Here is a 23,167-nt window from a genome sequence, read left to right as displayed (position 1 = left end):
CGCAAACGGTTCAGACCGAAGCCGTCCTGAACACGGCCATCGTCGCCTTCAACTGCTCCGCCTGATCCTGCAGCGATCCGGCCGCCGCAGCCGCCTGTTCCACCAGCGCTGCGTTTTGCTGCGTGACTTCGTCCATCTGGCTGATGGCCTGATTCACCTGTTCGATGCCGCGACTCTGCTCGTTCGATGCAGACGCGATCTCGTCCATGATGTCGGTCACCTTCTGAATAGCCGCGCTGATCTTCGTCATCGTATCGCCGGCGCGGCCGACGAGTTGGGTGCCCGCGTGAACGCGTGTACTGGACGCCTCGATCAGTTCGCGAATCTCCTTCGAGGCCGTCGAAGACCGTTGCGCGAGACTGCGCACTTCGCCCGCCACCACCGCGAAGCCGCGGCCTTGCTCGCCCGCGCGCGCCGCTTCGACGGCCGCATTCAGCGCGAGGATGTTGGTCTGGAACGCAATGCCTTCGATGATGTCGATGATCTCGCCGATCTTGTGCGAGCTGTGCTCGATCTCGGCCATCGTGCCGACCACTTCGCCGACGATCGTCGTGCCTTCGTTCGCGACTTCCCGCGCGGTGCCGGCTAGTCCGCTCGCCTGCCGCGCATTCTCCGAGTTGTGCTTCACGGCGGCGGTCAGTTCTTCCATGCTCGCCGCTGTCTCCTCCAGCGACGCCGCCTGCTGCTCCGTGCGCGACGACAGATCCGTGTTGCCGACCGCAATCTCGCGGCTCGCGCTCGCAATCGCGTTGGCCGACGTCTTTACGCTTTCGATCGCCGTGAGCAGTTGGGAACGCATGCGCGCCATCGAATACATGAGGCTGGAACGGTCGTCCGCCCGAGTCGCGACATCGACGGTAAGGTTGTTGTCCGCGATCTGGTTGGCGACTTCCGCCGCGTACGACGGCTCGCCGCCCATCGACCGGAGAATGCCGCGATTGAGCCGCGACACGAACACGCACAGCACCACCGCGATCGCCGCGAGCACGCCGAGGCTCCAGCCGAGCGAGGCGTAGAAGGCCGCATTGATGTCGTCGATATACACGCCCGTCACGATGAGCCAGTCCCACGGCTGATACATCGAGACATACGACATCTTCGGCAGGATCTCGTTGCTGCCGGGCTTGGCGAACGAATAATAGGTGTAGCCTGCGCCCTCGCGCTTGCCCACGTCGATAATCTCGCGGTACAGATAGACGCCGTTCGGGTCCTTAAAGTCCATCATGGTCTTGCCGACGAATTCGGGTTTCATCGGATGCACCAGGACTTTGGCCTGCGAGTCGAACACGCTGAAATAGCCGTTGTCGCCGAAGCGAATGTCGCGGATCGCGCTCAACGCGCCCTGTTTGGCCTGATCTTGCGTGATCGTGCCGCTCGCCGCTTGCTGCGCGAACTCCTTGATGATGCTGTTGGCGACCTCCGTCGCGTGCTTGATGTCGAGCTTGGTTTGCTCGGTGCGTACGGAGCGCATGCGGAATGCGTCGGCCACTGAGATTCCGGCCAGGCACGCAAGGCTCAGAATCAGGGGCAGCCAGAGTTTTCTAGAGAAAGTCATGCGAGTCGTCGTTTCGTTGATGTTCGCTTACGGCCAGCGCGGGGCGAGCGGCCTCTGGCAGTAATAACGGAAACGACTGCGCCGACTTGATAGCCTGCGAAAAATAGAGACATCGTGCGGAAAATGCGGCAGGCTCGCCTTCGCCTGCCGCAGCCGGACATCCGCTCAGTTCGGCGTGTTCCGCACGCGCCGATGCTCCGGCTCTTCCGCCGCGACGGTGGCGCCGGTCTTGTCGTTGGGGACGTCGCCGTGCTGCCATGTATGCGCGTCGGCGCCCACCTGACAGTCGCCCTGGCTCAGCGAGAGCAGCACTGGAATCGACTTGTACGCCGGGGTGCCGCTGCGCGCATCGTTGTCCGAGAGCGACACGAGGCAATTGGCTTCCGGATAATACGCGGCGATGGAACCCGGCGCGATATCGAACGCGACCGCAGTCAGTCCGCACAGACGGCGCGAGCCGCCGACGCTCACCGTGCTTTCGATCGTCTCCAGATCCACGATATCGCCGTGCTGAAGCCCGCGCGCTTCGAGATCGCGTTCGTTGACGAACACCACGTCGCGCCGACCCGTAATGCCGCGGTAGCGGTCGTTGAAGCCGTAGATCGTCGTGTTGTACTGATCGTGGCTGCGGATAGTCGCGAGAATCAGCGCGTCGCTGCGGTCCACGCGCGGGTCCATCATCACGCCCTTATGCGCGATAAAGCGCGCGCGTCCCTCCGGCGTGTCCCAACGGCGCGCGGCGGCGGCGTTGAAAAGGCGGAAGCCGCCCGGGTCCTGAATGCGCTCGTTGTAGCGTTCGAACTGCGGGAACACTTTCTCGATGAGATCGCGGATACGGTTGTAGTCCGCCACCCAGCCGTCCCAGTCGAGCGAAGGATCGTCGAGCGTCGCCTTCGCGATGCCCGCGACGATGGCCGGTTCCGAGCGCAGATGCTCGGACGCGGGCGGCAGCGAGCCGCGCGACGCGTGCACCATCGACATCGAATCTTCGACAGTGATGGACTGCGGCCCGCTCTCCTGCACATCCAGTTCCGTGCGGCCGAGGCAGGGCAGCAGAATGGTTTCCTTCGCGACGAGCAAGTGCGAGCGGTTCAGCTTCGTCGCGATATGCACGGCGAGGTCGAGCTTGCGCATGGCCTCGTAGCAGACGGGGGTGTCCGACATCGCCACCGGCAGATTGCCACCGAGCGCGATGAGCGCCTTCGCGCGGCCGTCGCGCATCGCTTCGATGGCGGAGATGGCGCCGTGACCGTGTTCGCGCGGCGGCGTGAAGCCGAACACGCGCCCGATCGAATCGAGCATCGCCTGATGCGGTATTTCAGTGATGCCGACCGTGCGATCGCCCTGCACGTTCGAATGTCCGCGCAAGGGGCAGATGCCCGCGCCGTCGCGGCCCATGTTGCCGCGCAGAAGCAGCAGGTTGACGATCTGCTGCACGTTGGCCGTGCCGCTGTGATGCTGCGTGATGCCCATGCCATAGCACGCGATCACCGCTTTCGCGTTCGCATACAGCTTGCCGATGTGCTCGATCTCTTCGCGCTGGACGCCCGACGCGCCGACAATCTGTTCCCACGAAGTGGCGTCGATGTCGGCGATCAGTTCGTCGATGCCGCTCGTGTGTTCGTCGATGAACGCGCGATCCAGCACGCCTTCGCCGCCTTGCGCCTGGCTCTCACGGTCGAGCGCGAGCACGGTCTTCATCATGCCCTTGAGGAACGCCACATCGCCGCCGATCCGCACCTGAATGTAATCCGTGGCGATGGCGGTCGAGCGGCCCGTCACCATTTCGACCGGGTCCTGCGGCGAGGCGAAGCGCTCGAGTCCGCGCTCGCGCAGCGGATTGAGCACGACGATCTTCGCCCCGCGCCGGGCGGCCGCGCGCAGCGTCGCGAGCATGCGCGGATGGTTGGTGCCGGGGTTGTGTCCGATGCAGAAGATCGCGTCGCAATGATCGAAGTCCGCGAGCGTCACGGTTCCCTTGCCCACGCCGATGGACTCGGGCAAACCGACGCTCGTCGGCTCGTGGCACATGTTCGAGCAATCGGGGAAGTTGTTGGTGCCGAAGCGCCGCGCGAACAGTTGATACAGAAACGCCGCTTCGTTCGATGCGCGGCCCGAGGTATAGAACTCCGCCATGTTCGGGTCCGGCAGCGCCCGCAGCGACTGGCCGATGCGCTCGAATGCCTCGTCCCACGAGATCGGCAGATATCGGTCGGACGCGGCGTCGTAGCGCATCGGATGCGTGAGCCGTCCTTCGTCTTCCAGCGCGAAGTCGTTCCACGTCCACAGTTCGCTGACGGTGTGGCGTCCGAAGAATTCGGGCGTCGTGCGCTTGGTGGTGGCTTCCCACGAGACGGCCTTCGCGCCGTTCTCGCAGAATTCGAACGACGAGGTGCTGCGCGGGTCCGGCCACGCGCAGCCCGGACAATCGAAGCCCGCGGGCTGATTGACTTTGAGGAGCATCGTTGCTTCCCGCGCGACGCCCATTTGCTGCTTCAGCGCCCGCGCGACGGCCTGCAACGCGCCCCATCCACCCGCCGGTCCGCCATACGGGCCAACGCCCGGAACTTCACGCTTGCTCATTACCGCTCTCCGTTATCCGACCTGCGGATGGCAGCAATGCTTATGCCGGTCTGCGTGAGGCTTGTTGAAGTCACTCGACCGCTCCGGCAGGCGTCAGGACTTCGGGTCGGGCTCGGCTTCCGTGTTGGTGCCGGTCTTGCCGTTGCTACGGTTCGTTACTGCGCCGGTTTCGTCGAGCACGTCGTCGAGATCGTCATCAGGTTCGTCGGATGGCGCGCCGGATGGCGTCGACATCCACAACACAGCCGGTACGGGCGAGGGAAGCAGGGGCAGGGCGAGCAGGGTCATGGCGTTGTCCTCGGTAGTGGTCATCGCCTGTCGTGCAGCAAGCCGTCTGCCTGGGTCGCGAATGCGGCTCGCAACGGGCACGTTCAGTCAGGCGCGTTCACGGTCAGCGTCCAGCGCGTGCCGCCGCCTTGTGCCGACTGCATTCTCAGTTGGCCGCCGAAGCTGCCGACGATGCGTCGCACCGTGCTCAAGCCCGTGCTCTCGCTTGCGCCGGGAGCATAGCCGCAGCCGTTGTCGCTCACTTCGATCTCCACGCCCGCCGCCATGCGCTGCATGGCCACGCGAATCTCGCCGGCGCAGCCAACGAATGCATGCTCGACCGCGTTGGCGACCAGTTCGTTGACGACCGTGCCGACAGCCGCGCAGGTGTCGATGGGAAGCGTCGCCGCGCCGCGCGGGAGCGCCAGCGCGAGCGAGACGTCATTGCCGGGGAGATCGTAGAAGTCTTCGAAACTCGCGCACATGTTTTCCAGATACGCGCCGAGATCGACGCTATCCTGATGCTCGCCGAGGCCCAGCAGATGATCGTAGAGCGATGCCATCGCGAACACGCGGCGCTCGACTTCGCGATACCCCTTCTGAACCGCGGGGTCCGCGCACTCGCTCGCGCGCCGTTCGAGAAGCGCGGTAATCATCTGGAAATTGTTGCGGATGCGATGCTGCTGTTCGCGCAGGAGCGTGACCTTCGTGTCGCGCTCTTCGGCCAGTTCGTTGTGCCGTTGTCGCGACTCGACGCCTTCCGCGAGGATCGCGGCAATCGAGGCGAGAAACGAAAGGTGAGAAGCGTCGACCTCGTGCTGCTGGTCGTAATCCACTTCGAGGATGCCATACGGTCCCTCCGCGCCAATGAGCGGCAGGCTCACCGATGTCACGACGCGGTATTCGCGCAGGATCGCGGGGGCGCGCGCGCCGCGTTCGGCGGGGACATTGGCGATGACGACCGGCCGCGCCGAGATCAATGCCTCGCCGGGCGGATTGCCGGCGTCCGCCGTGCCGGCTTCGCGCCCGACCGCCGCGGCGCCCATCCCGACTTGCGCCTTCAATATGAGCGTGTTGTCGGCGCGCTGAAGCTCGAGCACCTTCGCCATCGGCGATGCGCAGCCGGCCGAGGCGGCCTGCACCGCGGCGTCCCGCAGCCGCGCGATCGAACGTTCGCCCTGGAATGCATCGTGCATGTTCGCCAGCGCTTTTCGCTGCCGGACGAGCACGGCCACCGGCACCGTTTCAGTCTCGGAGAACGCGAGGTTGTCAATGCAGGCGGCCCAGGTGGCTCTGCGCGCGAAGCTCATGTGCGCTCACGGGTGGGTTGGCGGTTCAGCCATTCTAATGACTGGCGGCGGCCGGCGCTTGCGTTCGCGCATGACCACCTTCGCCCCCGCCGGCCCGGCGCGGCTGTCGATGGCGTGAGCCCGCGCCCAACGCGCGTCGCCGACCGTTGAAAGGGACCGTTCGGCGCCGCCCGTACGCGGCCGTTACCGGTAACGTAAGCGAATTGCGCGCGCTAGCACCAGTCGCTATACTGGCTCCGCGATCGCAGTGGCCTGACCACCGTGATTGGCCTGACCGCAGGACGAATCGAGCAAACAGAACTGAATAGACGCATCCGCACCACGTGCGAATGCGCCTGAAGGGGCGTGCCGATGACCGAGTCGCGTCGCGCCTCTCCACAAGAAGAATGAAAGGAGACGAACAGATGTTCCGTAAAGGAATGCCGGTCAAGGCCGCGCTCACGCTCGCCGTTTGCGCGCTCGCTGGCGCTGCCCACGCACAGGTCGCCGCGGGCGATACGTCGCAAAAGAAGATAGCGCTGTCCAACAGCTTCGCGGGCAATGCGTGGCGGCAGTCAATGCTCAAGAGCTGGAACGCCGTCGCGCAGCAGGCCGTCGCCGACAAGAAGGTCGCCGCCGCGCCCGCTTTCACGACCGCCGAAAACCAGGTGACGGAACAGGCGCAGCAGGTGCAAAACCTGATCCTTCAGGGCTACAACGCGATCGTTATCGACGCCGTTTCGCCCACCGCGCTCAACGGCACGATCAAGAAGGCATGCGCCGCGGGCGTCGTCGTGGTGTCGTTCGACGGCGTGGTCGACGAACCCTGCGCGTATCGCGTGAACTTCGACTTCAAGGGCTGGGCGGAACAGGGCGTCGACTATCTCGCGACGCGCCTCAACGGCAAGGGCAACATCCTCGAAGTGCGCGGCGTGGCCGGCATCTCCGTCGACAACCTGATGCACGAAGGCGTGCTCGAAGGGCTCAAGAAGCATCCGGGGATGAAGCTCGTCGGCTCGGTGAACGGCGACTGGACGCAATCGGTCGCGCAGAAAGCCGTCGCCGGCATTCTGCCGACACTGCCGCAAGTCGACGGCGTCGCCACCGAAGGCGAGATGTCGTTCGGCATCGCGCAGGCGTTCAAGGCCGCGAATCGCCCCGCGCCGCCGATGATCATCGGCAGCACGTATCCCGAACTCCAGTGGTGGAGCGAGCAGACGAAGACGGGCTATCAGTCGCGTTCGCTGTCGAATCCGCCGGGCGCGGTGTCGTTCGCGTTCTGGGTCGCGCAGCAAGTGCTCGCGGGCAAGAAGATCCCGAAGGAAGTGACCATCAACGTGCCGCTGCTCGCCATTTCGCAGCAGGAGCTGCCGGCCAAGCTCGCCGCGACGCCGCCGGGTGGCCTTGCCGACGTGACGTATACGCTGCCGCAGACCGTGGCGTTGCTCGACAAGAAATAAGCACGACAGACGCCACGCATGGAGGCATGTGAATGGGCGCAACAGCCATCAGCAGCAACGAGGCGCAGGGCGCGCTGATCCGCTTTGAAGGTATCGGCAAGACCTTCGGGCGGGTGCGCGCGCTTGCGGACGTCGACTTCGCGTTCATGCGGGGCGAATGCATCGGCATCGCGGGACACAACGGCGCGGGCAAATCGACGCTCATGGCCGTGCTCGCGGGCGTGTACACGCCTACACAAGGCCGCATCGAAGTGGACGGCCGCGAGGCGCCGCATTACGACGCGAACGCCGCGCGCGAGGCCGGCGTGCGCTGCGTGTTCCAGGAACTCTCGCTCTGCCCGAATCTGACGATCGCGGAGAACATGACGGTCGTTCATCCGCAATTGCGCGGGCGCGGCTGGCGGAGACGGGCGACCGCGCTCATGCGCGAGAAGCTCGAAGAAATCTTTCCGGGCAACGGACTGAAGGGCAATGAACTCGTCTCCGACCTGACGCTCACGCAAAAGCAGATGGTGGAGATCGCACGCGGCTTTACGGTAACGGATACGCCGGTACGTCTCCTGATTCTCGATGAACCGACTTCATCGCTCGATGCCCACACGGCCGATCAGCTGCTCGGCTTCGTGCAGCGCGCGGCGCAAAACGGCATCACGTGTCTGCTCATCACGCACATGCTCGGCGAAATCGAGCGCGTGGCGGACCGCGTGATGGTGATGCGCGACGGCGGCATCGTCGGCGTGTTGCCGCGCGAGCAGTCGAGCCGCGCGTCGATCATTCAGGCGATGGGCCAGCAGCTCGAAGCGGAAAAGACGCCGGCCGCCGTACGCGAGCGCAGCGCGCGCAGCGACGACAAGCCGTTGCGCTGGCACGTCGGCGCGAAAAAGCATACGGCGATCGAAGCATCGCGCGGCGAGATCGTCGGCTTCGCGGGACTCGCGGGGCAAGGCCAGACCGAGGCGCTGCTCGCCATCTATGAAGCGGCGACCAAACGCGGCGCGTCTCGCGTGAAGGCGGCGTTCGTCGCGGGCGATCGCGGGCGCGACGGCGTGTTCCCGGTCTGGTCGATCGCGGAGAACCTCGACTTGCGGTGGCTGCTCGGCGGCGCGAAAGCGAAGCGCGGTCTCGTGGATCTCGCAGCGGCGCGCGCGCTCGTCGAAGCATGGCGCACGAAGATCGGCATACGCGGGGCGTCGATGAACGCGGGCATTCTGTCGCTCTCGGGCGGCAATCAGCAGAAGGTGCTGTTCGCCCGCGCGCTGGCATCGGATGCGCAACTCATTCTGATGGACGATCCCACGCGCGGCGTCGATGTCGGCACGAAGCGCGATATCTACCGCCTCGTTCACGACGAGGCCGCGAAGGGCCGCACGTTCATCTGGTACACGACAGAAAACGAGGAGCTGTCGCACTGCGACCGCACGTACGTCTTCCGCTCGGCGGCCGTCACGCGCGTGCTGCACGCCGACGAATGCACGGAAGAAGCGCTCCTCGCCGCGAGTTTCGAGGAGCAGGCCGCATGACCCCCGCACGCACGACGTTTCAGGGCACGCAAGCGCGTCTGCGCGCGCTGCTTCCCGCCATTTCGCTCGTCGCGGTGCTGGTGCCGATTCTCATCATGCAACCGGCGGTGATGAGCTACTTCGGCTCCAGCCTGCTCCTGAATCTCGCGGTGCCGATCGTGCTCGCGACGCTCGCGCAACTCGCGATCATCACCGTCAACGATCTCGACTTGTCCATCGGCTCGTTCGTGAGTCTGGTCGCCTGTATCGGCGCGACGCTGCTGGTCAAGCAACCGTGGCTCGGCACGCTCGCGCTGGTCGGCTGCGTGCTCGCGTATGCGGCCGTCGGCGCGTTGATCGAACTGCGGCAGATTCCGTCGATTGTAGTCACCCTCGGGCTGTCGTTCGTGTGGAGCGGGCTTGCCATCGTGCTCTTGCCTTCGCCGGGCGGCACCAGCCCCGGCTGGCTCGGCACCGCGATGGGCTATCAGACTCCTTTCGTCGCTGCGCCTATCGTGTGGTCGGTGCTGATCGCCGTCATCGGGCATTTTCTGCTGATGCGCACGTCGGCCGGCGTGCGCATTCGCGGCGCGGGCGGCAATCCGCGCGCGATGCGCCGCTTCGGCTGGTCGCTCGTGCGCAGCAAGGCGACGCTCTACGGCATTGCGGGCATTTTCGGCGTGCTGTCGGGGCTGTCGCTGCTCGGCCTCACGACATCCGCCGACGCCAACCTCGCGCTGCGCTACACGCTGCTCTCCATCGCGGCGGTGATTCTCGGCGGCGGCGAGTTCGTCGGCGGGCGCGTGTCGGTCATCGGCGCGGTGCTCGGCGCGATCACGCTGACGCTCGCGGCATCGTTTCTGGCATTTCTCAACATCTCGGCGGACTGGCAGGTCGGCATGCAGGGCGCGATCCTGATCATCGTGCTGTCGTTGCGCGTGCTGCTGCAACGCGGGGAGCGGCAATGAAGACGCAGACATCGGGCGAGGCGATCGCCAACAACGAAACCGCGTGGACGCGGCTTAGAAGCCTTCAGGCGCCGTGGGCGTGGTCTTTCGCGGGCACGGTGCTTGTGTGGTTCGCGATTGTCGGCATCTTCGGCTTCGGCATTGCGAGCAACGTCGCGCAGACCGCGCTCACCTACGGCGTGTTCATGGTGCTCGTCGGTCTCGGGCAGATGCTCGTCATTACGTCGGGCGTGGGCAACATCGACCTCTCGGTGCCTTCGACCATCGCGCTCGCGGGCGTGGTCGGCATGCACGTGATGGGCGGCGCGAACGGACAGATTCTGCTCGGCGTGGCGGCGGCGCTGGGCGTAGGCGCGGCCATTGGCATCGTGAACTATCTGCTGATCCGCCTTCTGCGCATTCCGCCGATCATCGCGACGCTGTCGTCGAGCTTCATCATTCAGTCGATCGCCATCACGCAGGGACGCCAGCTTCCGCCGCCGCCGCCCGCGCTCGGCGCGTTCGCGACAGGCCGGCTCTTCAATGTGCCGTATATCGCGCTGCTCGCGCTCGCGTTGTCGGTGGCGCTCGCGGTGCTGCTGCATCGCGCGGTCTATGGCCGCCGGCTTTCCGCCATCGGGCAAAACGCGCGGGCCGCGTGGCTCGCCGGCGTGAACGTGCATCCGACGCGCTGCATCGCGTACGTGCTCTGCTCGATGATCGCGGCGCTCACGGCGCTCTTGCTCGCGGCGACGTCGGGCGGCGCGTCGCTCGACATGGGCGTCGAGTACATGCTCATCTCGATTGCGGTCGTCGTGATCGGCGGCACGCTCGTGACAGGCGGCAAGGCGACGATTGCCGGCGTGTGGGGCGCGTCCATGTTCCTGTTTCTGACGAACGCCGCGCTCAACGCAGTCGGCGCGGACGCGGGCGTGCGCGCGATCGTCTACGGCGTGCTCATCATCGCGGTGACGGTGGCGGCGGGCGGCAAGACGGCGCGCTGATCCGACCATTTTCGATCCATAGAAGGGACGAGGAGACATGAAAGCGAGCGACTACGAAGTGCATGATCCGCGATTCAGGCTGCTGCTGCAGCCGAACGCGTTCTTGAGCCGCGTGACCGACGAGTGCCTGTGGGCCGAGGGACCGGTGTATTTCCCGGCCACGGACCTGCTCGTCTGGAGCGACATTCCGAACAACCGCATGCTGCGCTGGGCGCCCGGCATGGGCGTGGGCGTCTTTCGCGCGCCGTCGAACTACAGCAACGGCAACACGCGCGACCGCGAAGGGCGGCTCGTCACATGCGAGCATGGCGCGCGGCGCGTGACGCGCACGGAGCACGACGGCAGCGTGACCGTGATTGCTTCGCACTTCGAAGGAAAGCGGCTGAATTCACCGAACGATGTCGTCGTCGATTCGAAGGGCGACATCTGGTTCACCGATCCCGACTACGGCATTCTGAGCGACTACGAAGGCTATCGCGCGGACAGCGAGATCGGGCGATGCAACGTGTACCGCGTGTCGTCGCAGAGCACCGAAGTGCAGCTCGTCTGCGACGACTTCGTGAAGCCCAACGGCCTCGCGTTCTCGCCGGATGAATCGCGGCTCTATATCGCGGACTCGGCTGCGTCGCACGACGACGATGCGCCGCGTCATATTCGCGTGTTCGACGTGTCGAGCGAAGGCGCATTGCGCAACGGGCGCGTGTTCATCGAAATGCAAAGCGGCGTGCCGGACGGCATGCGCCTCGACGAGCACGGCAACGTCTGGACGAGCGCGGAAGACGGCGTGCACTGCTACGCGCCCGACGGCACGTTGCTCGGCAAGATTCTGATACCGGAGGTCGTCGCGAATGTGACCTTCGGCGGCATCAATCGCAACCGGCTGTTTATCGCGGCTACGTCGTCCATTTATTCGCTTCATGTCGGCGTGCGCGGCGCGGGACGCTGACACGCCAATACATCAAATCAAGAACCGGAGACAAGCATGAAGATCAGGAAACTCGCGTTGGCGCTGTGCATGGCGTCGGCATCGGTGGGCGCGTCGGCGCAGGTGGCAACGGGCGACACGTCGTCGATGAAGATCGCGCTTTCGAACAACTATGCGGGCAACAGCTGGCGCCAGCAGATGCTCAAGAGCTGGTCGAACGTGGCGGACCCCGCCGTGAAGCAGAAGATCGTCGCGGCCGCGCCGAGCTACACGACGGCCGAGAGCCAGGCCACCGAGCAGGTTCAGCAGATACAAAACCTTATTTTGCAGGGCTTCAAGGCGATTGCGGTGGATGCCGTGTCGCCGACGGCGCTCAACGGCGTCATCAAGCAGGCGTGCGGCGCGGGCGTGACGGTGGTCTCGTTCGACGGCATCGCGACCGAGCCGTGCGCGTATCGCATCGCTGTGGACTTTCAGGGCATGGGTCGCATGCAGGTGGATTATCTGGCCAAGCGCCTGAACGGCAAGGGCAATCTGCTCGAAATTCGCGGGCTGGCCGGCGTGTCGGTCGATGACGAGATTCATCAGGGTATCGTCGATGAACTGAAGAAGTATCCGGGGCTGAAGATCGTCGGCTCGGTGCACGGCGACTGGACGCAGACCGTCGCGCAAAAGCAGGTGGCGGGCATTCTGCCGACCTTGCCGAAGATCGACGGCGTCGTCACGCAGGGCGGCGACGGCTATGGCGCGGCGCAGGCGATCAAGGCGGCGGGACGGCCGACGCCGATCATCATTCTGGGCAACCGGCAGGAAGAGCTCGCGTGGTGGGCCGATCAGAAGAAGAGCGGCTACGAGACGATGTCGGTGACGATTCCGCCGGGCGCTTCGTCGTTTGCGTTCTGGGTGACGCAGCAGATTCTCGCGGGCAAGAAGGTGCCGCACGATATCCGCATGCCGGTGCTGGAAGTGAAGCCCGAGGAACTCGATGCGGTGCTCGCGAAGACGCCGGCCGGCGCGCTGGCGAACAAGGAGTACACGCGCGAGGAAGTGGTCGCGGTGGTTGATGGGAAGAAGTAGGGTGAATCATTAGAAAAGCGAGGGGCGCAAGTGCATTAACGCGCGTCCTCGCTCAGGTGATGTCGAAAAAATAGAAAAGAAACGAAGGACACGCGCCGCCCGGCGCCTCCAGCGCGAGAGCGCTGGGCCGAAGCCAGTAAGGCGATTGCCGACAGCGGCGAAGACGCCATGGCGATGGGCGAATTCCCGAACGCCGACGACGCAGAGTTGACGTGGTAGCGCGGTGAGCGCGGCGCGAGGCGCTCGCCGCCCGCTCACGCGTACAAAATCTCGATTCCCTTCGCTTTCACCCAGTCCACGAACTCCCCTCCGAGCCCTTCGTCCGTCACCAGATAATCAATCCGGTCGATCGCCCCAAAGGCCGCAAATTCGCGCTTGCCGAACTTCTTCGAATCCGCCAGCAGGTAGACGGTCTTCGCCGCATCGATCATCGCGCGCTTGACGTGCAGGTCGATGAAGTCCGGGTACGAGATGCCCGACTCCATCGACACGCCGCCCGCCGCGAGAAATAGCTTGTCGACGAACATCCCCTCGAAGAACGTCGAGGCTTTCTCGCCTGACACCGCGATCGTCTCCGGCTTGAAGATGCCGCCCGTGAGCATCACGCGGTTGGTCGGCTCGGCGCCCAGCAATATGGCGATATTGAGCGCGTTGGTCACCACGCGCAGATTCTGCCGGTCCAGCAGGTTCTTTGCGAGTTCGGTCGCGGTCGCGCCGCAATCCAGAATCACGGAATCGCCGTTCTCAATCAGGCTCGCTGCCTTCTTGCCGATCAACGCCTTCTCGGCGCTCGTCGGCAGCACGGGCGTCTCGTAGGTGCGCCGGGTGCCGTCACTCTGTGTTGCCTTCAGCCGCACATTGCCGTGCACGCGTTCGACGCGTCCTAGCCGCTGCAATTCGTCGATGTCCTTGCGGATCGTCGGCATCGACACGCCGAATTCGCTGGAAAGCTCCGAGAGCTTTACCAGTTTCGCGATCTGCACGCGTTCGAAAATCTTCTCGGTGCGGGTTCGTTGATCCATTTTTATTTTCCTGCGCAGGCGCTGCATGAAGACGCCTCTACAGTTCGCATTGTGCCTGATCAGAAGATCGGTGGTGCTTCGCTAGGTGTTTTCCCTTTCGCATGAATTTGTCTTTGACTTTCGAAAGAAACTAAAAGAAACTGCTTTCAAGCAAACGGGAAGTCTGGGAGCAGGGAATGGAAAACCCCTTCAAGCAGTCCGGCGACGCGCTTCATCGCCGGGCGCAAGAGATCCGCAAGAAGATCTGCGTCATGAACGCGGCGGCCAAGAGCGGTCACACGGGCGGCGATATGTCGGAGGCCGACATTCTCGCGGCGCTCTATTTTCATGTGATGCGTTATGAGGTCGATGCCGAGCGCAAGGTGCGCTGGCATGACGAATTCATTCTGAGCAAAGGTCACGGCGTCGGCGGGCTCTATTCCTGTTTCGCGGAACTCGGCTGGGTGCACGACGAAGAACTGCTCACGTATCTGAAAGACGATTCGCGTTTGCCCGGCCATCCGGTGCGCCAGAAGCTGCCTACGTTCGTGACCGTCAATACCGGCGGTCTCGGTCACGGCTTTCCCATCGCGGCGGGTCTCGCCATGGCGAAGCAACGTCACGCTTCGAAGACCGAAGGCGGCACCGGCCGCGTGTTCGTGCTGACCGGCGACGGCGAACTCGAAGAAGGCTCGAACTGGGAAGCCGCGATGGCGGCGGCGCACTTCGAACTGTCGAACCTCGTCGTGATCGTCGACCGCAACCGGCTTCAGCTTGCCGACTTTACGCACAACATCATGGATCTCGACCCGCTGGACGAGAAGTTCCGCGCTTTCGGTTTCGAAGTTCACGACGTCAATGGAAACCAGTCCGACGCAATTTGGAAACTAATGGAAAGTCTCGATTACGACAATCGCAAGCCGAAAGTCGTGATCGCGCACACCATCAAGGGCCGGGGTGTCTCGTTCATGGAGAACGTGCCGGCGTGGCATCACAAGTTCCCGGACGAAGACCAACTCAAGCAGGCGCTGAAGGAGCTCGACCATGCGTGAACTCGCTGACTTGCGCGACGGCGCGGTGAACGCGATCAGCCGTCTGACGGCGGCGGGCCGGGACATCATCGTGATGGTCGCCGATTCCACCTCGACCTCGAAGATCGGCCCGTATCTCGAGAGCTATCCGGATCGCGTCATCAACGTGGGCATCGCGGAGCAGAACATGGTCGGCATGGCGGCAGGGCTCGCGCTCGGCGGACACATCGTGTTCACCGCGAATGCCGCGCCGTTTCTCGTCGGACGCGCCAACGAACAGGTGAAGAACGACGTCTGTTACAGCGGGACCAACGTGAAGATGCTCGGCTTGAACGCGGGCGTCGCATACGGGCCGCTCGCATCGACGCATCACGCAATCGACGATCTGTCGATCATGAGCGGCTTCGGCAACGTGCAGATTTTCGCGCCCTGCGATGAGACGGAAGTCGCGCAGATGATCGACTACGCCGCATCGGTAGACGGACCTGTCTACATCCGCCTCGACAACGCGAAGTTTCCTGTCGTTCATGACGGGTCGTACCGCTTCGAGCCGGGCCGCCCGGACGTGCTGATCGAAGGGTCGAAAGTCGCGGTGATCGCGCTCGGATCGGTCGTCGGCGAGGCGCTCGACGCGTGTGAAACGCTGCAAAAGGAAGGCGTCGTGAATCCGACGCTCGTGAACCTTTCGTCGCTTCGGCCACTGGATCAGGACGCGCTCGCTTCGATCATCGAGCGTCACGAGACCATCGTGACCGTCGAGGAGCATTCGCTGCACGGCGGTATCGGCGCGACGGTCGCATTGCTGATGGCGCGGCGTCAGATCGGGCGGCCGCTCACGACCCTCGGCATCACCGAAGGCGAGTTTGCGAAGTACGGCACGCGTAAGGGCATTCGCAAACACTATGGCATCGACGCGGCCGGCATCGCGAACGCCATACGCGCGCACTGCGCTCAATAAAAGAGGAGACGGGAATGAGCATTCAGTACGACATGTCGCTGCGTCACGGCGTGGACTTCGACTTCCGGCTCGATGGCAAGGTCGCTGTCGTGACGGGCGGGCTCGGCGGCATCGCGATGGCGACGAATGCCGCGCTGATCGCGAAGGGCGCACGCGTCGCGATTCTCTATCCGAGCTTCGAAGAATCGCGCGTGCAGGCCGCCATCGAAGAACTCGGCGCGAATAACGCAAAAGCCTTTCCGTGCGATGTCGCAAATGAGGCTGAGGTCGAGAAGGCCATTGCAGCGGCTCGCGACCATTTCGGCGATTTGCACTTGCTCGTCAATGCCGCAGGCTGCATCACGCTGACGCCCGCAGAAAACATCGGCTACGACGAATGGCAGCGGCAGATCGGCGTAAATCTCACCGGTCCCTTTCTGTGCTCGAAGCACTTCGCGCGCGTGGTGCTGGCAAGCGGCCACGGCGGCAAGATCGTGAACATTGCGTCGCAGGCGGCGACCGTCGCCATCGATCAGCATTGCGCCTATACGTCGGCGAAAGCGGGTCTCATCGGCATGACGAAGGTGCTCGCCAAGGAATGGGCGCCGCGCGGCATTACCGTGAACACGGTCTCGCCGACCGTCGTATTGACGCCGATGGGCGCGGCCGCCTGGGAAGGCGAGAAGGGCGAGAACATGAAGAAGCTGATTCCGGTCGGACGCTTCGCCTATACCGATGAAATCGCCGCCGCCATTCTCTTCTTGCTCTCGAACGGCGCGGACATGATCACGGGCGCCGACATCATGATCGACGGAGGCTACACGATCGCCTGAGCCTGTCCAACGCTGTCGAAGAAAGACAAACAAACCGGAGACAACAACATGTGGAAGAAGCTTGCAGTTGCAGCAGCGGTGGCCGTTTCGTTCGCCGCCGCGTTGCCCGCCACCGCGAATGCAGCGGGCAAAGGCACCATCGCGATTCTCGTCAATGCGCTCGACAATCCGTATTACGCAGCCGAAGCGAAGGGCGCGGATGCAGAGGCGAAGAAGCTCGGCTACGACACTATCGTGCTCTCGCATGGCGAGGACGTGAACAAGCAGAACGAGTTGGTCAATCTCGTCATCGGCAAGGGCGTGAAGGGCATCATTCTCGATAACGCCGATTCCAACGCGAGTGTCGCGACCGTGCGTGCAGCGGCGGACAAGAAAGTGCCCGTGGTCCTGATCAACCGCGAGATTCCGAAGGACGGCATCGCCATCGCGCAGTTGAGCCATAACAACCTGCAAGCGGGTACCGAGGTGGCGCAGCGTTTCGTGGAAGCCATCGGCGAAAAAGGCGAGTACGTCGAACTGACGTGTAATCTAGCGGACAAGAACTGCGTGACGCGTTCGCAGGCGTTCCATCAGGTGCTGGACCAATATCCGGACCTCAAGATGGTGGCGCGTCAGGATGCGAAGGGCGCGCTTCTGCCCGGCAAGCAGGCGATGGATTCGATCTTGCAAGAGCATCCGAACATCAAGGGCGTGATCTGCGGCAACGGGCCGGTTGCGCTCGGCGCGATTGCTTCGCTGGACTCGGCGGGGCACAAGGACGTGACCGTCATGGGCATCGACGGGAGCAACGACGAACGTGACTCGGTGCTGGCGGGCAAGCTTAAGGCCACCGTCATGCTGCAAGCTCAGGGCATCGCCATTCACGGCGTCGATCTGCTCGACAAGTACATCAAGGCCGGCAAGACCGGCGAGCCGGAGCGTCAGCTCACGCGCGGCATTCTCATTACGAAAGACAACGCGTCGCACGTGAAGGACTTCTACTACAACAAGTAATACGCGTCGTTGCTCCGTGCGGGCGCCGCAGGGCTGCGCCCGCACATGGCTTGTCATGTGAGTCGAGGTCGTCATGGTTCATCCCGTATTCGCGCGCTGGCGGCTGGCAATGATGCTTTGCGTCGCCAGTTTGTCGGCGTGCCACGTCGTCACCGATACCGAATTGGCCGATATCCGCGCGCAAGGGCAGCACAAGGGCCCGGACGCCGCGAAGATCCTGAACGATCAATTGGTCCCCTACGCGGACAAGAACGCGAAGCCCGCGGCGCAGGTCATCAGCGCGCTGAATCAGAACTTCGACGATGCCTGCAAGCAATACGGCTTCCGTCAGAGCAATGCATTCCCGTGCAACTTCTGGCTGCGCGTGCAGGGCAAGGTGACGAAGATCGATTCCACATCGCGCGTCGGCAAGGCGTATGTCGAGGTGACGCCCGCAAACGGCGGCGAGCCGGTACAGGTCGCGCTGGAAACGGGCCCGGTCGTGATCGGAACGGGCGTGCGCGACGGCTTTCCCGGCGTCAAATACAGTGACTTCGACGACCAGACGCGCTTTGCCGCGTTCGGCCAGGAATTGAACAAGCTCGTCGTGGCGCGCGTGCAAAGTTCGCTGAAGCTGAAGGTGGGCGATCCGGTCGATGTTTCTGCCGTCTATAGCAGTTGGAGCGAGCCTGCAGGCGAGATCCGCGCGATTCCGGTGGCCTGGAAATGAACGAGAACCCGCATACCGCCCGCACGACGAACCCCGTCAACGTGATCGAAACGCGCGGGCTGTCGAAGCAGTATCCGGGCACGGCGGCGCTCGTCGATGTTGACTACAAAGTGCGGCGCGGCAAGGTCAACGTGCTGATCGGCGAGAACGGCGCGGGCAAGTCCACGTTGATGAAGCTGCTCGCGGGCGCGGAAACGCCGACCTCGGGCGAAATCTGGATCGACGAGAAGCTCGCCCAGATCACCGATGTGCGCAGCGCCGAGCAGCACGGTATCGGCATCATTTTTCAGGAGCTCAATCTCTTCCCGGACATGACGGTGGCGGAGAACATCTTCGCGGGTAACGAGATCACGAACTCGGGCGTGATCCGCTCGAAGATGGAGAACCATCAGGCGAAAGTGCTGCTCGACCGGCTGAACATCGCAATCGATCCGCGCACGCGGCTCGGCGATCTGTACGTCGGTCAGCAGCAGCTCGTCGAGATTGCGAAGGCGTTGTCGAAGCACATCAAGGTGCTCATCATGGATGAGCCGACTTCCGCGCTTTCGAAGACAGAAGTGGAGATTCTCTTCAAGATCATCGGCCAGCTCAAGGAAGAGGGCGTGACGGTGATCTATATCTCGCATCGCCTCGAAGAGATCATGGCGATCGGCGATTGCATCACCGTGCTGCGCAACGGGCGGCTCGTGGCGGAGAACGATATCGCCAACATCGACATTCCGTGGATCATCGAAGCGATGGTCGGCTCTTCGAAGAAGCGTTTCGCATTCGAGCAACACGAAATCGGCCGCGAAGTGCTGAAGGTGAAGGACCTCGCGCTCAAGCGTTCAAACGGCATCTATGCGGTCGATCACGTGTCCTTTACCGCGCGTGCGGGCGAGGTAATCGGCATTTACGGATTGATGGGCGCGGGCCGCACCGAGTTGCTCGAATCGCTGCTTGGCGCAAATCCCCTCGCGCTCGGTGAGATAGAACTCGCAGGCAAGGCCATCGAAGACATGCCGATACCGAAGCGCATCGAGGCGGGCATCGCGCTCGTGCCGGAAGATCGCCAGAAGCAGGGCATGGTGCAACTCATGACCATACTCGAGAACATGACGCTTTCCAGCCTCGGCAAGTTCACGCGGCGCTTCGTCGGCGCGCTCACGCGCGACAAACAAGTGGAAGCGGCCACCGACATCGTGAAGAAACTCGCCATCAAGGCCGCGTCCGTCGATGCGCCGATTACGTCGCTATCCGGCGGAAACATGCAGAAGGTCGTCATCGGCAAGGCGCTGCTGACGAAGCCCAAAGTGTTGCTGATGGACGAGCCGACGCGCGGCATCGACGTGGGCGCGAAAGAAGACGTCTACAAGACGATCAGCCTGCTCGCGCGGTCGGGCATCGCCGTGATCTACGCGACATCCGAACTAGACGAAGCGATGGCGGTGTCCAACCGCGTTTTCGTGATGGCGAGCGGCAAGCTGACCGCCGTGCTCGACCGGCCCCAATTCGACAGCGAACGCATCGTGCGCGCATCGACGCCCGCGACTGCCGTAGTGTGAGGCAACCGAGATCCGAACCATGAACACACCCAACAGCAGCAACCCGCCGGTCACGCCGGTGCACGCAAAGCACAACCGGCACGGCGCCTATGTGGCGTCGCGCATTGCGGTAAATCTGCTCAAGCTGCGCATCTTTATCGCGCTGTTCGCGATCATCATCGTGTTCTCGCTCGCTACCGAGAGCTTCCTTTCGACCGGCAATCTGCTGATCATGGCGAAGCACGTCACCGTGGTCGCGATTCTTTCCATCGGCATGACGCTCGTGATCCTGACGGGCGGTATCGACTTGTCGGTAGGCTCAATCGTCGGCATAAGCGGCATGGCGGCGGGGTATCTGCTGCTCGAAGGCGTGAAGATCGGGCATCACGTCGTGTTTTTCAATCCGTGGGGCGTGACGATCATCGCTTGTTTGCTCGGTGCGTTGATCGGCGCGGTGAACGGGTATCTCATCACCATGCTCAACGTCGCGCCGTTCATCGCGACGCTAGGCATGCTTTACGTGGTGCGCGGCGCGGCGCTGCTTGTCAACAATGGCAGCACGTTCGCGGACCTCGAAGGCAATCCGGCACTCGGCAACACGGGCTTCGAATTCATCGGCAACGGCACGATTCTCGGCCTCTCGATGCCGGTGTGGATCATGCTGGTGCTCGCGGCCATCACCATCTTCGTCGCGCGAAAGACGCCGCTCGGCCGCCGCATCTATGCCATCGGCGGCAATGAGCAAGCGGCGCGATTCTCGGGAATCCGAACGAATCGCGTGAAGCTCTTCGTCTACATGTTCTCAGGATTCTGCGCGGCGATTGTCGGACTCGTCATCACGGCGCAGTTGCAGACGGCGCACCCGTTGACGGGACAGACCTACGAACTGAACGCCATCGCGGCGGTCGTGCTCGGCGGAACCGCGCTCATGGGCGGACGCGGCACGGTATTCGGCTCCGTCGTCGGCGCGTGCGTGATCAGCATCCTGGGCGACGGCATGGTGATGTGCGGCATCAGCGATTTCTGGCAAATGGTCATCAAGGGCCTCGTCATCATCTTCGCGGTGGTCATCGACCAGTTGCAGCAGCGCCTGCAGTCGCGCATGGTTTCGCTGACCGCGTGAGGACGGAATCATGAGCCATATACTCGCCATCGATCAGGGCACGAGCGGCACGAAGGCGCTCGTGTTCGACCAGACCGGACACGTTCACGCGCGCGGGTTCGCGCCGGTCTCATGCACCACGCCGCGCACGGGCTTCGTCGAGCAGGATGCGAATGAGCTGTACGCGTCCGTGCTAAAAGCCGTGGGCGAATGCCTGAGTGGGTTCAAAGGCGATATAGCGGGCATCGGCATTTCGAACCAGCGCGAGACGGTCGTGTTATGGAACGCGAAGGGCGAGCCGATCGTGCCTGGCGTGTCGTGGCAATGCCAGCGATCGCTCGGCATCTGCGAACGGCTCAAGCGCGACGGCTTGCAGCCGCTCATCGCGCAGAAGACGGGCTTGCTGATCGACCCATATTTTTCAGGCACCAAGCTCGTCTGGCTCAACGAAAACGATGAACGCGTGCGCGCGCATATCGCGGCGGGCGACGCGTACTTCGGCACGGTCGATAGCTGGTTGCTGTATCGGCTGACGAACGGCGCGGCGTATCGCACCGACGTGACGAATGCGTCGCGCACCATGCTGCTCAATCTGCGCACGCTGGAATGGGATCGCGAACTCATCGAGACATTCGGCCTGCAAGGACTGCGCTTGCCTGAGCTTCGACCGTCGGCGTCCGACTTCGGCATGACCGACTTCGACGGCCTGCTCGACACGCCATTGCCTATCCTCTCGATGATCGGCGATTCACACGCCGCCGCCGTCGGCGAAGGGTGCCTGAGTCCCGGCGTCGCGAAGGCGACGATGGGCACGGGATCGTCCATCATGATGAATGTCGGCGGGAAGGCGCGCGAGCCCGAACATGGCCTCGTCTCGACGCTCTGCTTCGCCACCGACGAGCGCGTGGACTATGCGCTAGAAGGAATCATCATCAGCGCGGGATCGACGCCCGCGTTCCTCAAGGAAAAGCTGAACCTGTTCGACGATTTTGCGAAGGCCGAACAGGCGTTCACCGAGTACGACAACGGCGGCGTGTTCGTGATTCCATCGTTCTCGGGCATCGGCTGTCCGCACTGGAAGTACCCGAGCGGCGCCCAGATCGTCGGACTCAACTTTTCGACGTCGTGGCAGCATGTGGCGCGCGCGGCGTATGAATCCATCGTCTATCAGATAAAGGACGTCACCAACGTGATGGAGCAGGCGGCCGACGTGCCGCTCGCACAGCTCTATCTCGACGGCGGCCTCACGCAGCGTCCGTTCCTTCTGCAATTTCTGTCGGACACGTTGAATCGGCCTGTCAGCACGCTCGCGGTCAGCGAGATTTCGGCGTCGGGCGCGGCGGCGCTCGCCGCGTATCAGGCGGGCCTGGTTGCATCGCTCGACGCTTGGCAGACGCATCGTGTCGTGGCACGACGCGTCGAGCCGGGCAGCGGTGTTCAAGCGGCTGCCGCGAATCACGCGCAATGGCTGCGATGGATCGAGCGTCTTTAACTCCCGGAGAATCTCAGTGGCGCAACAATTGAAGCGGTTCGAGAACAAGGTGGTGGTCGTGACGGGCGGCAGCCGTGGCATCGGTCTCGCCATTGCCGAGCGCTTCGCGCAGGAAGGCGCGAAGGTGTGCGTCAGCGCGAACGAAAAGAGCGTCCACGACGCAGCGGCGCGTCTGCGCGAATCGGGTTTCGAGGCGCTCTCCGTCGAGACGGACGTGACGGATAAGGCCCAGGTCGTCGCGCTGTATGAAGAAGTCGCGAGCAAGCTCGGCGAAGTGGACGTGTCGGTGCAGAACGCGGGCGTCATCACTATCGCCAGGTTGCCGGACCTGACTGAAAGCGAGTGGGACAAAGTCATGGCCGTGAACACCAAGGGCGTTTTTCTGTGCTGCCAGGAAGCGGCTACGCGGATGTTGCGCGCGGGCAAGGCGGGGCGCCTCATCAACACGGCGTCGGGTCAGGCGCGGCAGGGCTTCGTCTACACGCCGCATTACGCCGCGAGCAAGTTCGGCGTGCTCGGCATCACGCAAAGTCTCGCGAAGGAACTCGCGCCCACGGGCATCACGGTGAACGCGTTCTGTCCGGGCATTATCACGACGGACATGTGGTCGTATAACGACGAAGCGTGGGGCAAGCTGCTCGGGGATTACAAACCCGGCGAGCTGATGGCCGAATGGGTCGCCAATATCCCCATGAAGCGAGCCGGCAATGGCAGCGACGTCGCGGGCCTGGTGACATTCCTGGCCTCGGACGACGCTGCGTACATTACGGGTCAGACGGTCAATGTGGACGGCGGCATGTTCATGTCGTGATGCCGATGCTTACGTTGCCAAGCATCGATGCTTTCGTCATCCTTACCAACGCATCGATGCGCAACACAGCGTCGCGGGTTTATGAGCCGGCTTCATATCGATAGGCACAATAAGGGCTGTGCGTTACGC

Annotated in this window: 20 protein-coding genes; 15 read left to right on the top strand and 5 right to left on the bottom strand. The window is 63.4% G+C overall.

Annotated elements, in window-relative coordinates:
• Positions 1–10: 10 nt before the first annotated feature.
• From NCR37_RS26555 to NCR37_RS26540, 4 genes are all read right to left on the bottom strand, one after another.
• On the bottom strand, positions 11–1,489 hold the full coding sequence (locus NCR37_RS26555) for a methyl-accepting chemotaxis protein (RefSeq protein WP_350029100.1): 1,479 nt from the start codon (positions 1,487–1,489) through the stop codon (positions 11–13).
• Between the two features lie 231 nt (positions 1,490–1,720).
• Positions 1,721–4,138 (bottom strand): FdhF/YdeP family oxidoreductase, encoded by a 2,418-nt coding sequence (locus NCR37_RS26550; RefSeq protein WP_250475782.1) that lies wholly within the window; start codon positions 4,136–4,138, stop codon positions 1,721–1,723.
• A 93-nt stretch (positions 4,139–4,231) separates the two neighbouring features.
• On the bottom strand, positions 4,232–4,450 hold the full coding sequence (locus tag NCR37_RS26545; RefSeq protein WP_250475781.1) for a hypothetical protein: 219 nt from the start codon (positions 4,448–4,450) through the stop codon (positions 4,232–4,234).
• Positions 4,451–4,509: 59 nt separating this feature from the next.
• Positions 4,510–5,715, bottom strand: a complete 1,206-nt coding sequence (locus NCR37_RS26540) for a sensor histidine kinase (protein ID WP_250475780.1) — start codon at positions 5,713–5,715, stop codon at positions 4,510–4,512.
• Between the two features lie 404 nt (positions 5,716–6,119).
• Here NCR37_RS26540 and NCR37_RS26535 point away from each other — a divergent pair, with 404 nt between their 5' ends.
• Genes NCR37_RS26535 through NCR37_RS26510 form a run of 6 tightly spaced genes read left to right on the top strand, consistent with a single transcriptional unit; the run spans position 6,120 to position 12,606 of the window.
• Positions 6,120–7,154 carry a substrate-binding domain-containing protein gene (locus NCR37_RS26535; protein WP_206470401.1) on the top strand — a complete coding sequence of 345 codons (1,035 nt, stop codon included), beginning with the start codon at positions 6,120–6,122 and terminating at the stop codon, positions 7,152–7,154.
• A 32-nt stretch (positions 7,155–7,186) separates the two neighbouring features.
• Positions 7,187–8,674, top strand: coding sequence for a sugar ABC transporter ATP-binding protein (locus tag NCR37_RS26530; protein ID WP_250475779.1), 1,488 nt, complete (start codon positions 7,187–7,189; stop codon positions 8,672–8,674).
• On the top strand, positions 8,671–9,621 hold the full coding sequence (locus NCR37_RS26525) for an ABC transporter permease (protein WP_250475778.1): 951 nt from the start codon (positions 8,671–8,673) through the stop codon (positions 9,619–9,621). Before NCR37_RS26530 ends, NCR37_RS26525 begins: the two co-directional genes overlap by 4 nt.
• Entirely contained in the window at positions 9,618–10,604 is a 987-nt protein-coding gene (locus NCR37_RS26520) for an ABC transporter permease (protein ID WP_250475777.1), read from the top strand. The genes NCR37_RS26525 and NCR37_RS26520 overlap by 4 nt, the downstream gene beginning before the upstream one ends.
• Before the next feature lie 37 nt (positions 10,605–10,641).
• Entirely contained in the window at positions 10,642–11,550 is a 909-nt protein-coding gene (locus tag NCR37_RS26515; protein ID WP_250475776.1) for an SMP-30/gluconolactonase/LRE family protein, read from the top strand.
• Between the two features lie 36 nt (positions 11,551–11,586).
• Positions 11,587–12,606 carry an ABC transporter substrate-binding protein gene (locus NCR37_RS26510; RefSeq protein ID WP_175943364.1) on the top strand — a complete coding sequence of 340 codons (1,020 nt, stop codon included), beginning with the start codon at positions 11,587–11,589 and terminating at the stop codon, positions 12,604–12,606.
• Between the two features lie 254 nt (positions 12,607–12,860).
• On the opposite strand, the gene NCR37_RS26500 is transcribed toward NCR37_RS26510, so the two are convergent.
• Complete coding sequence (locus NCR37_RS26500) at positions 12,861–13,628, bottom strand: DeoR/GlpR family DNA-binding transcription regulator (protein ID WP_250475775.1); 768 nt, start codon at positions 13,626–13,628, stop codon at positions 12,861–12,863.
• Between the two features lie 176 nt (positions 13,629–13,804).
• Here NCR37_RS26500 and NCR37_RS26495 point away from each other — a divergent pair, with 176 nt between their 5' ends.
• The 9 genes from NCR37_RS26495 to NCR37_RS26455 all read left to right on the top strand — a co-directional run bounded on the left by NCR37_RS26495 (position 13,805) and on the right by NCR37_RS26455 (position 23,038).
• Positions 13,805–14,659 (top strand): transketolase, encoded by an 855-nt coding sequence (locus NCR37_RS26495; protein WP_250475774.1) that lies wholly within the window; start codon positions 13,805–13,807, stop codon positions 14,657–14,659.
• On the top strand, positions 14,652–15,596 hold the full coding sequence (locus NCR37_RS26490; protein ID WP_250475773.1) for a transketolase family protein: 945 nt from the start codon (positions 14,652–14,654) through the stop codon (positions 15,594–15,596). Before NCR37_RS26495 ends, NCR37_RS26490 begins: the two co-directional genes overlap by 8 nt.
• 14 nt (positions 15,597–15,610) lie before the next feature.
• Positions 15,611–16,408, top strand: a complete 798-nt coding sequence (locus NCR37_RS26485; protein WP_250475772.1) for a GolD/DthD family dehydrogenase — start codon at positions 15,611–15,613, stop codon at positions 16,406–16,408.
• A 48-nt stretch (positions 16,409–16,456) separates the two neighbouring features.
• The gene (locus NCR37_RS26480; protein WP_250475771.1) at positions 16,457–17,401 is read left to right on the top strand and encodes a D-ribose ABC transporter substrate-binding protein; all 945 of its coding nucleotides are present in this window, start codon (positions 16,457–16,459) and stop codon (positions 17,399–17,401) included.
• A gap of 73 nt (positions 17,402–17,474) precedes the next feature.
• Positions 17,475–18,110 carry a DUF2291 family protein gene (locus NCR37_RS26475; protein ID WP_250475770.1) on the top strand — a complete coding sequence of 212 codons (636 nt, stop codon included), beginning with the start codon at positions 17,475–17,477 and terminating at the stop codon, positions 18,108–18,110.
• The gene (locus NCR37_RS26470) at positions 18,107–19,654 is read left to right on the top strand and encodes a sugar ABC transporter ATP-binding protein (protein WP_250475769.1); all 1,548 of its coding nucleotides are present in this window, start codon (positions 18,107–18,109) and stop codon (positions 19,652–19,654) included. Before NCR37_RS26475 ends, NCR37_RS26470 begins: the two co-directional genes overlap by 4 nt.
• A 19-nt stretch (positions 19,655–19,673) precedes the next feature.
• Positions 19,674–20,756 carry an ABC transporter permease gene (locus tag NCR37_RS26465; protein ID WP_250475768.1) on the top strand — a complete coding sequence of 361 codons (1,083 nt, stop codon included), beginning with the start codon at positions 19,674–19,676 and terminating at the stop codon, positions 20,754–20,756.
• 10 nt (positions 20,757–20,766) lie between these two features.
• Positions 20,767–22,227 carry an FGGY family carbohydrate kinase gene (locus NCR37_RS26460; protein ID WP_250475767.1) on the top strand — a complete coding sequence of 487 codons (1,461 nt, stop codon included), beginning with the start codon at positions 20,767–20,769 and terminating at the stop codon, positions 22,225–22,227.
• Positions 22,228–22,243: 16 nt separating this feature from the next.
• Positions 22,244–23,038, top strand: a complete 795-nt coding sequence (locus NCR37_RS26455) for a glucose 1-dehydrogenase (protein ID WP_250475766.1) — start codon at positions 22,244–22,246, stop codon at positions 23,036–23,038.
• Positions 23,039–23,167: the final 129 nt, after the last annotated feature.

This window comes from Caballeronia sp. GAFFF1, assembly GCF_023630705.1.
GTDB lineage: Bacteria > Pseudomonadota > Gammaproteobacteria > Burkholderiales > Burkholderiaceae > Caballeronia.
This window is presented reverse-complemented; position numbering and strand designations above follow the sequence as displayed.

Coding starts and splice junctions, on each gene's coding strand:
- NCR37_RS26550 (WP_250475782.1), bottom strand. CDS start 4,138: ATGAGCAAGCGTGAAGTTCCGGGCGTTGGCCCGTATGGCGGACCGGCG.
- NCR37_RS26545 (WP_250475781.1), bottom strand. CDS start 4,450: ATGACCACTACCGAGGACAACGCCATGACCCTGCTCGCCCTGCCCCTG.
- NCR37_RS26540 (WP_250475780.1), bottom strand. CDS start 5,715: ATGAGCTTCGCGCGCAGAGCCACCTGGGCCGCCTGCATTGACAACCTC.
- NCR37_RS26535 (WP_206470401.1), top strand. CDS start 6,120: ATGTTCCGTAAAGGAATGCCGGTCAAGGCCGCGCTCACGCTCGCCGTT.
- NCR37_RS26530 (WP_250475779.1), top strand. CDS start 7,187: ATGGGCGCAACAGCCATCAGCAGCAACGAGGCGCAGGGCGCGCTGATC.
- NCR37_RS26525 (WP_250475778.1), top strand. CDS start 8,671: ATGACCCCCGCACGCACGACGTTTCAGGGCACGCAAGCGCGTCTGCGC.
- NCR37_RS26520 (WP_250475777.1), top strand. CDS start 9,618: ATGAAGACGCAGACATCGGGCGAGGCGATCGCCAACAACGAAACCGCG.
- NCR37_RS26515 (WP_250475776.1), top strand. CDS start 10,642: ATGAAAGCGAGCGACTACGAAGTGCATGATCCGCGATTCAGGCTGCTG.
- NCR37_RS26510 (WP_175943364.1), top strand. CDS start 11,587: ATGAAGATCAGGAAACTCGCGTTGGCGCTGTGCATGGCGTCGGCATCG.
- NCR37_RS26500 (WP_250475775.1), bottom strand. CDS start 13,628: ATGGATCAACGAACCCGCACCGAGAAGATTTTCGAACGCGTGCAGATC.
- NCR37_RS26495 (WP_250475774.1), top strand. CDS start 13,805: ATGGAAAACCCCTTCAAGCAGTCCGGCGACGCGCTTCATCGCCGGGCG.
- NCR37_RS26490 (WP_250475773.1), top strand. CDS start 14,652: ATGCGTGAACTCGCTGACTTGCGCGACGGCGCGGTGAACGCGATCAGC.
- NCR37_RS26485 (WP_250475772.1), top strand. CDS start 15,611: ATGAGCATTCAGTACGACATGTCGCTGCGTCACGGCGTGGACTTCGAC.
- NCR37_RS26480 (WP_250475771.1), top strand. CDS start 16,457: ATGTGGAAGAAGCTTGCAGTTGCAGCAGCGGTGGCCGTTTCGTTCGCC.
- NCR37_RS26475 (WP_250475770.1), top strand. CDS start 17,475: ATGGTTCATCCCGTATTCGCGCGCTGGCGGCTGGCAATGATGCTTTGC.
- NCR37_RS26470 (WP_250475769.1), top strand. CDS start 18,107: ATGAACGAGAACCCGCATACCGCCCGCACGACGAACCCCGTCAACGTG.
- NCR37_RS26465 (WP_250475768.1), top strand. CDS start 19,674: ATGAACACACCCAACAGCAGCAACCCGCCGGTCACGCCGGTGCACGCA.
- NCR37_RS26460 (WP_250475767.1), top strand. CDS start 20,767: ATGAGCCATATACTCGCCATCGATCAGGGCACGAGCGGCACGAAGGCG.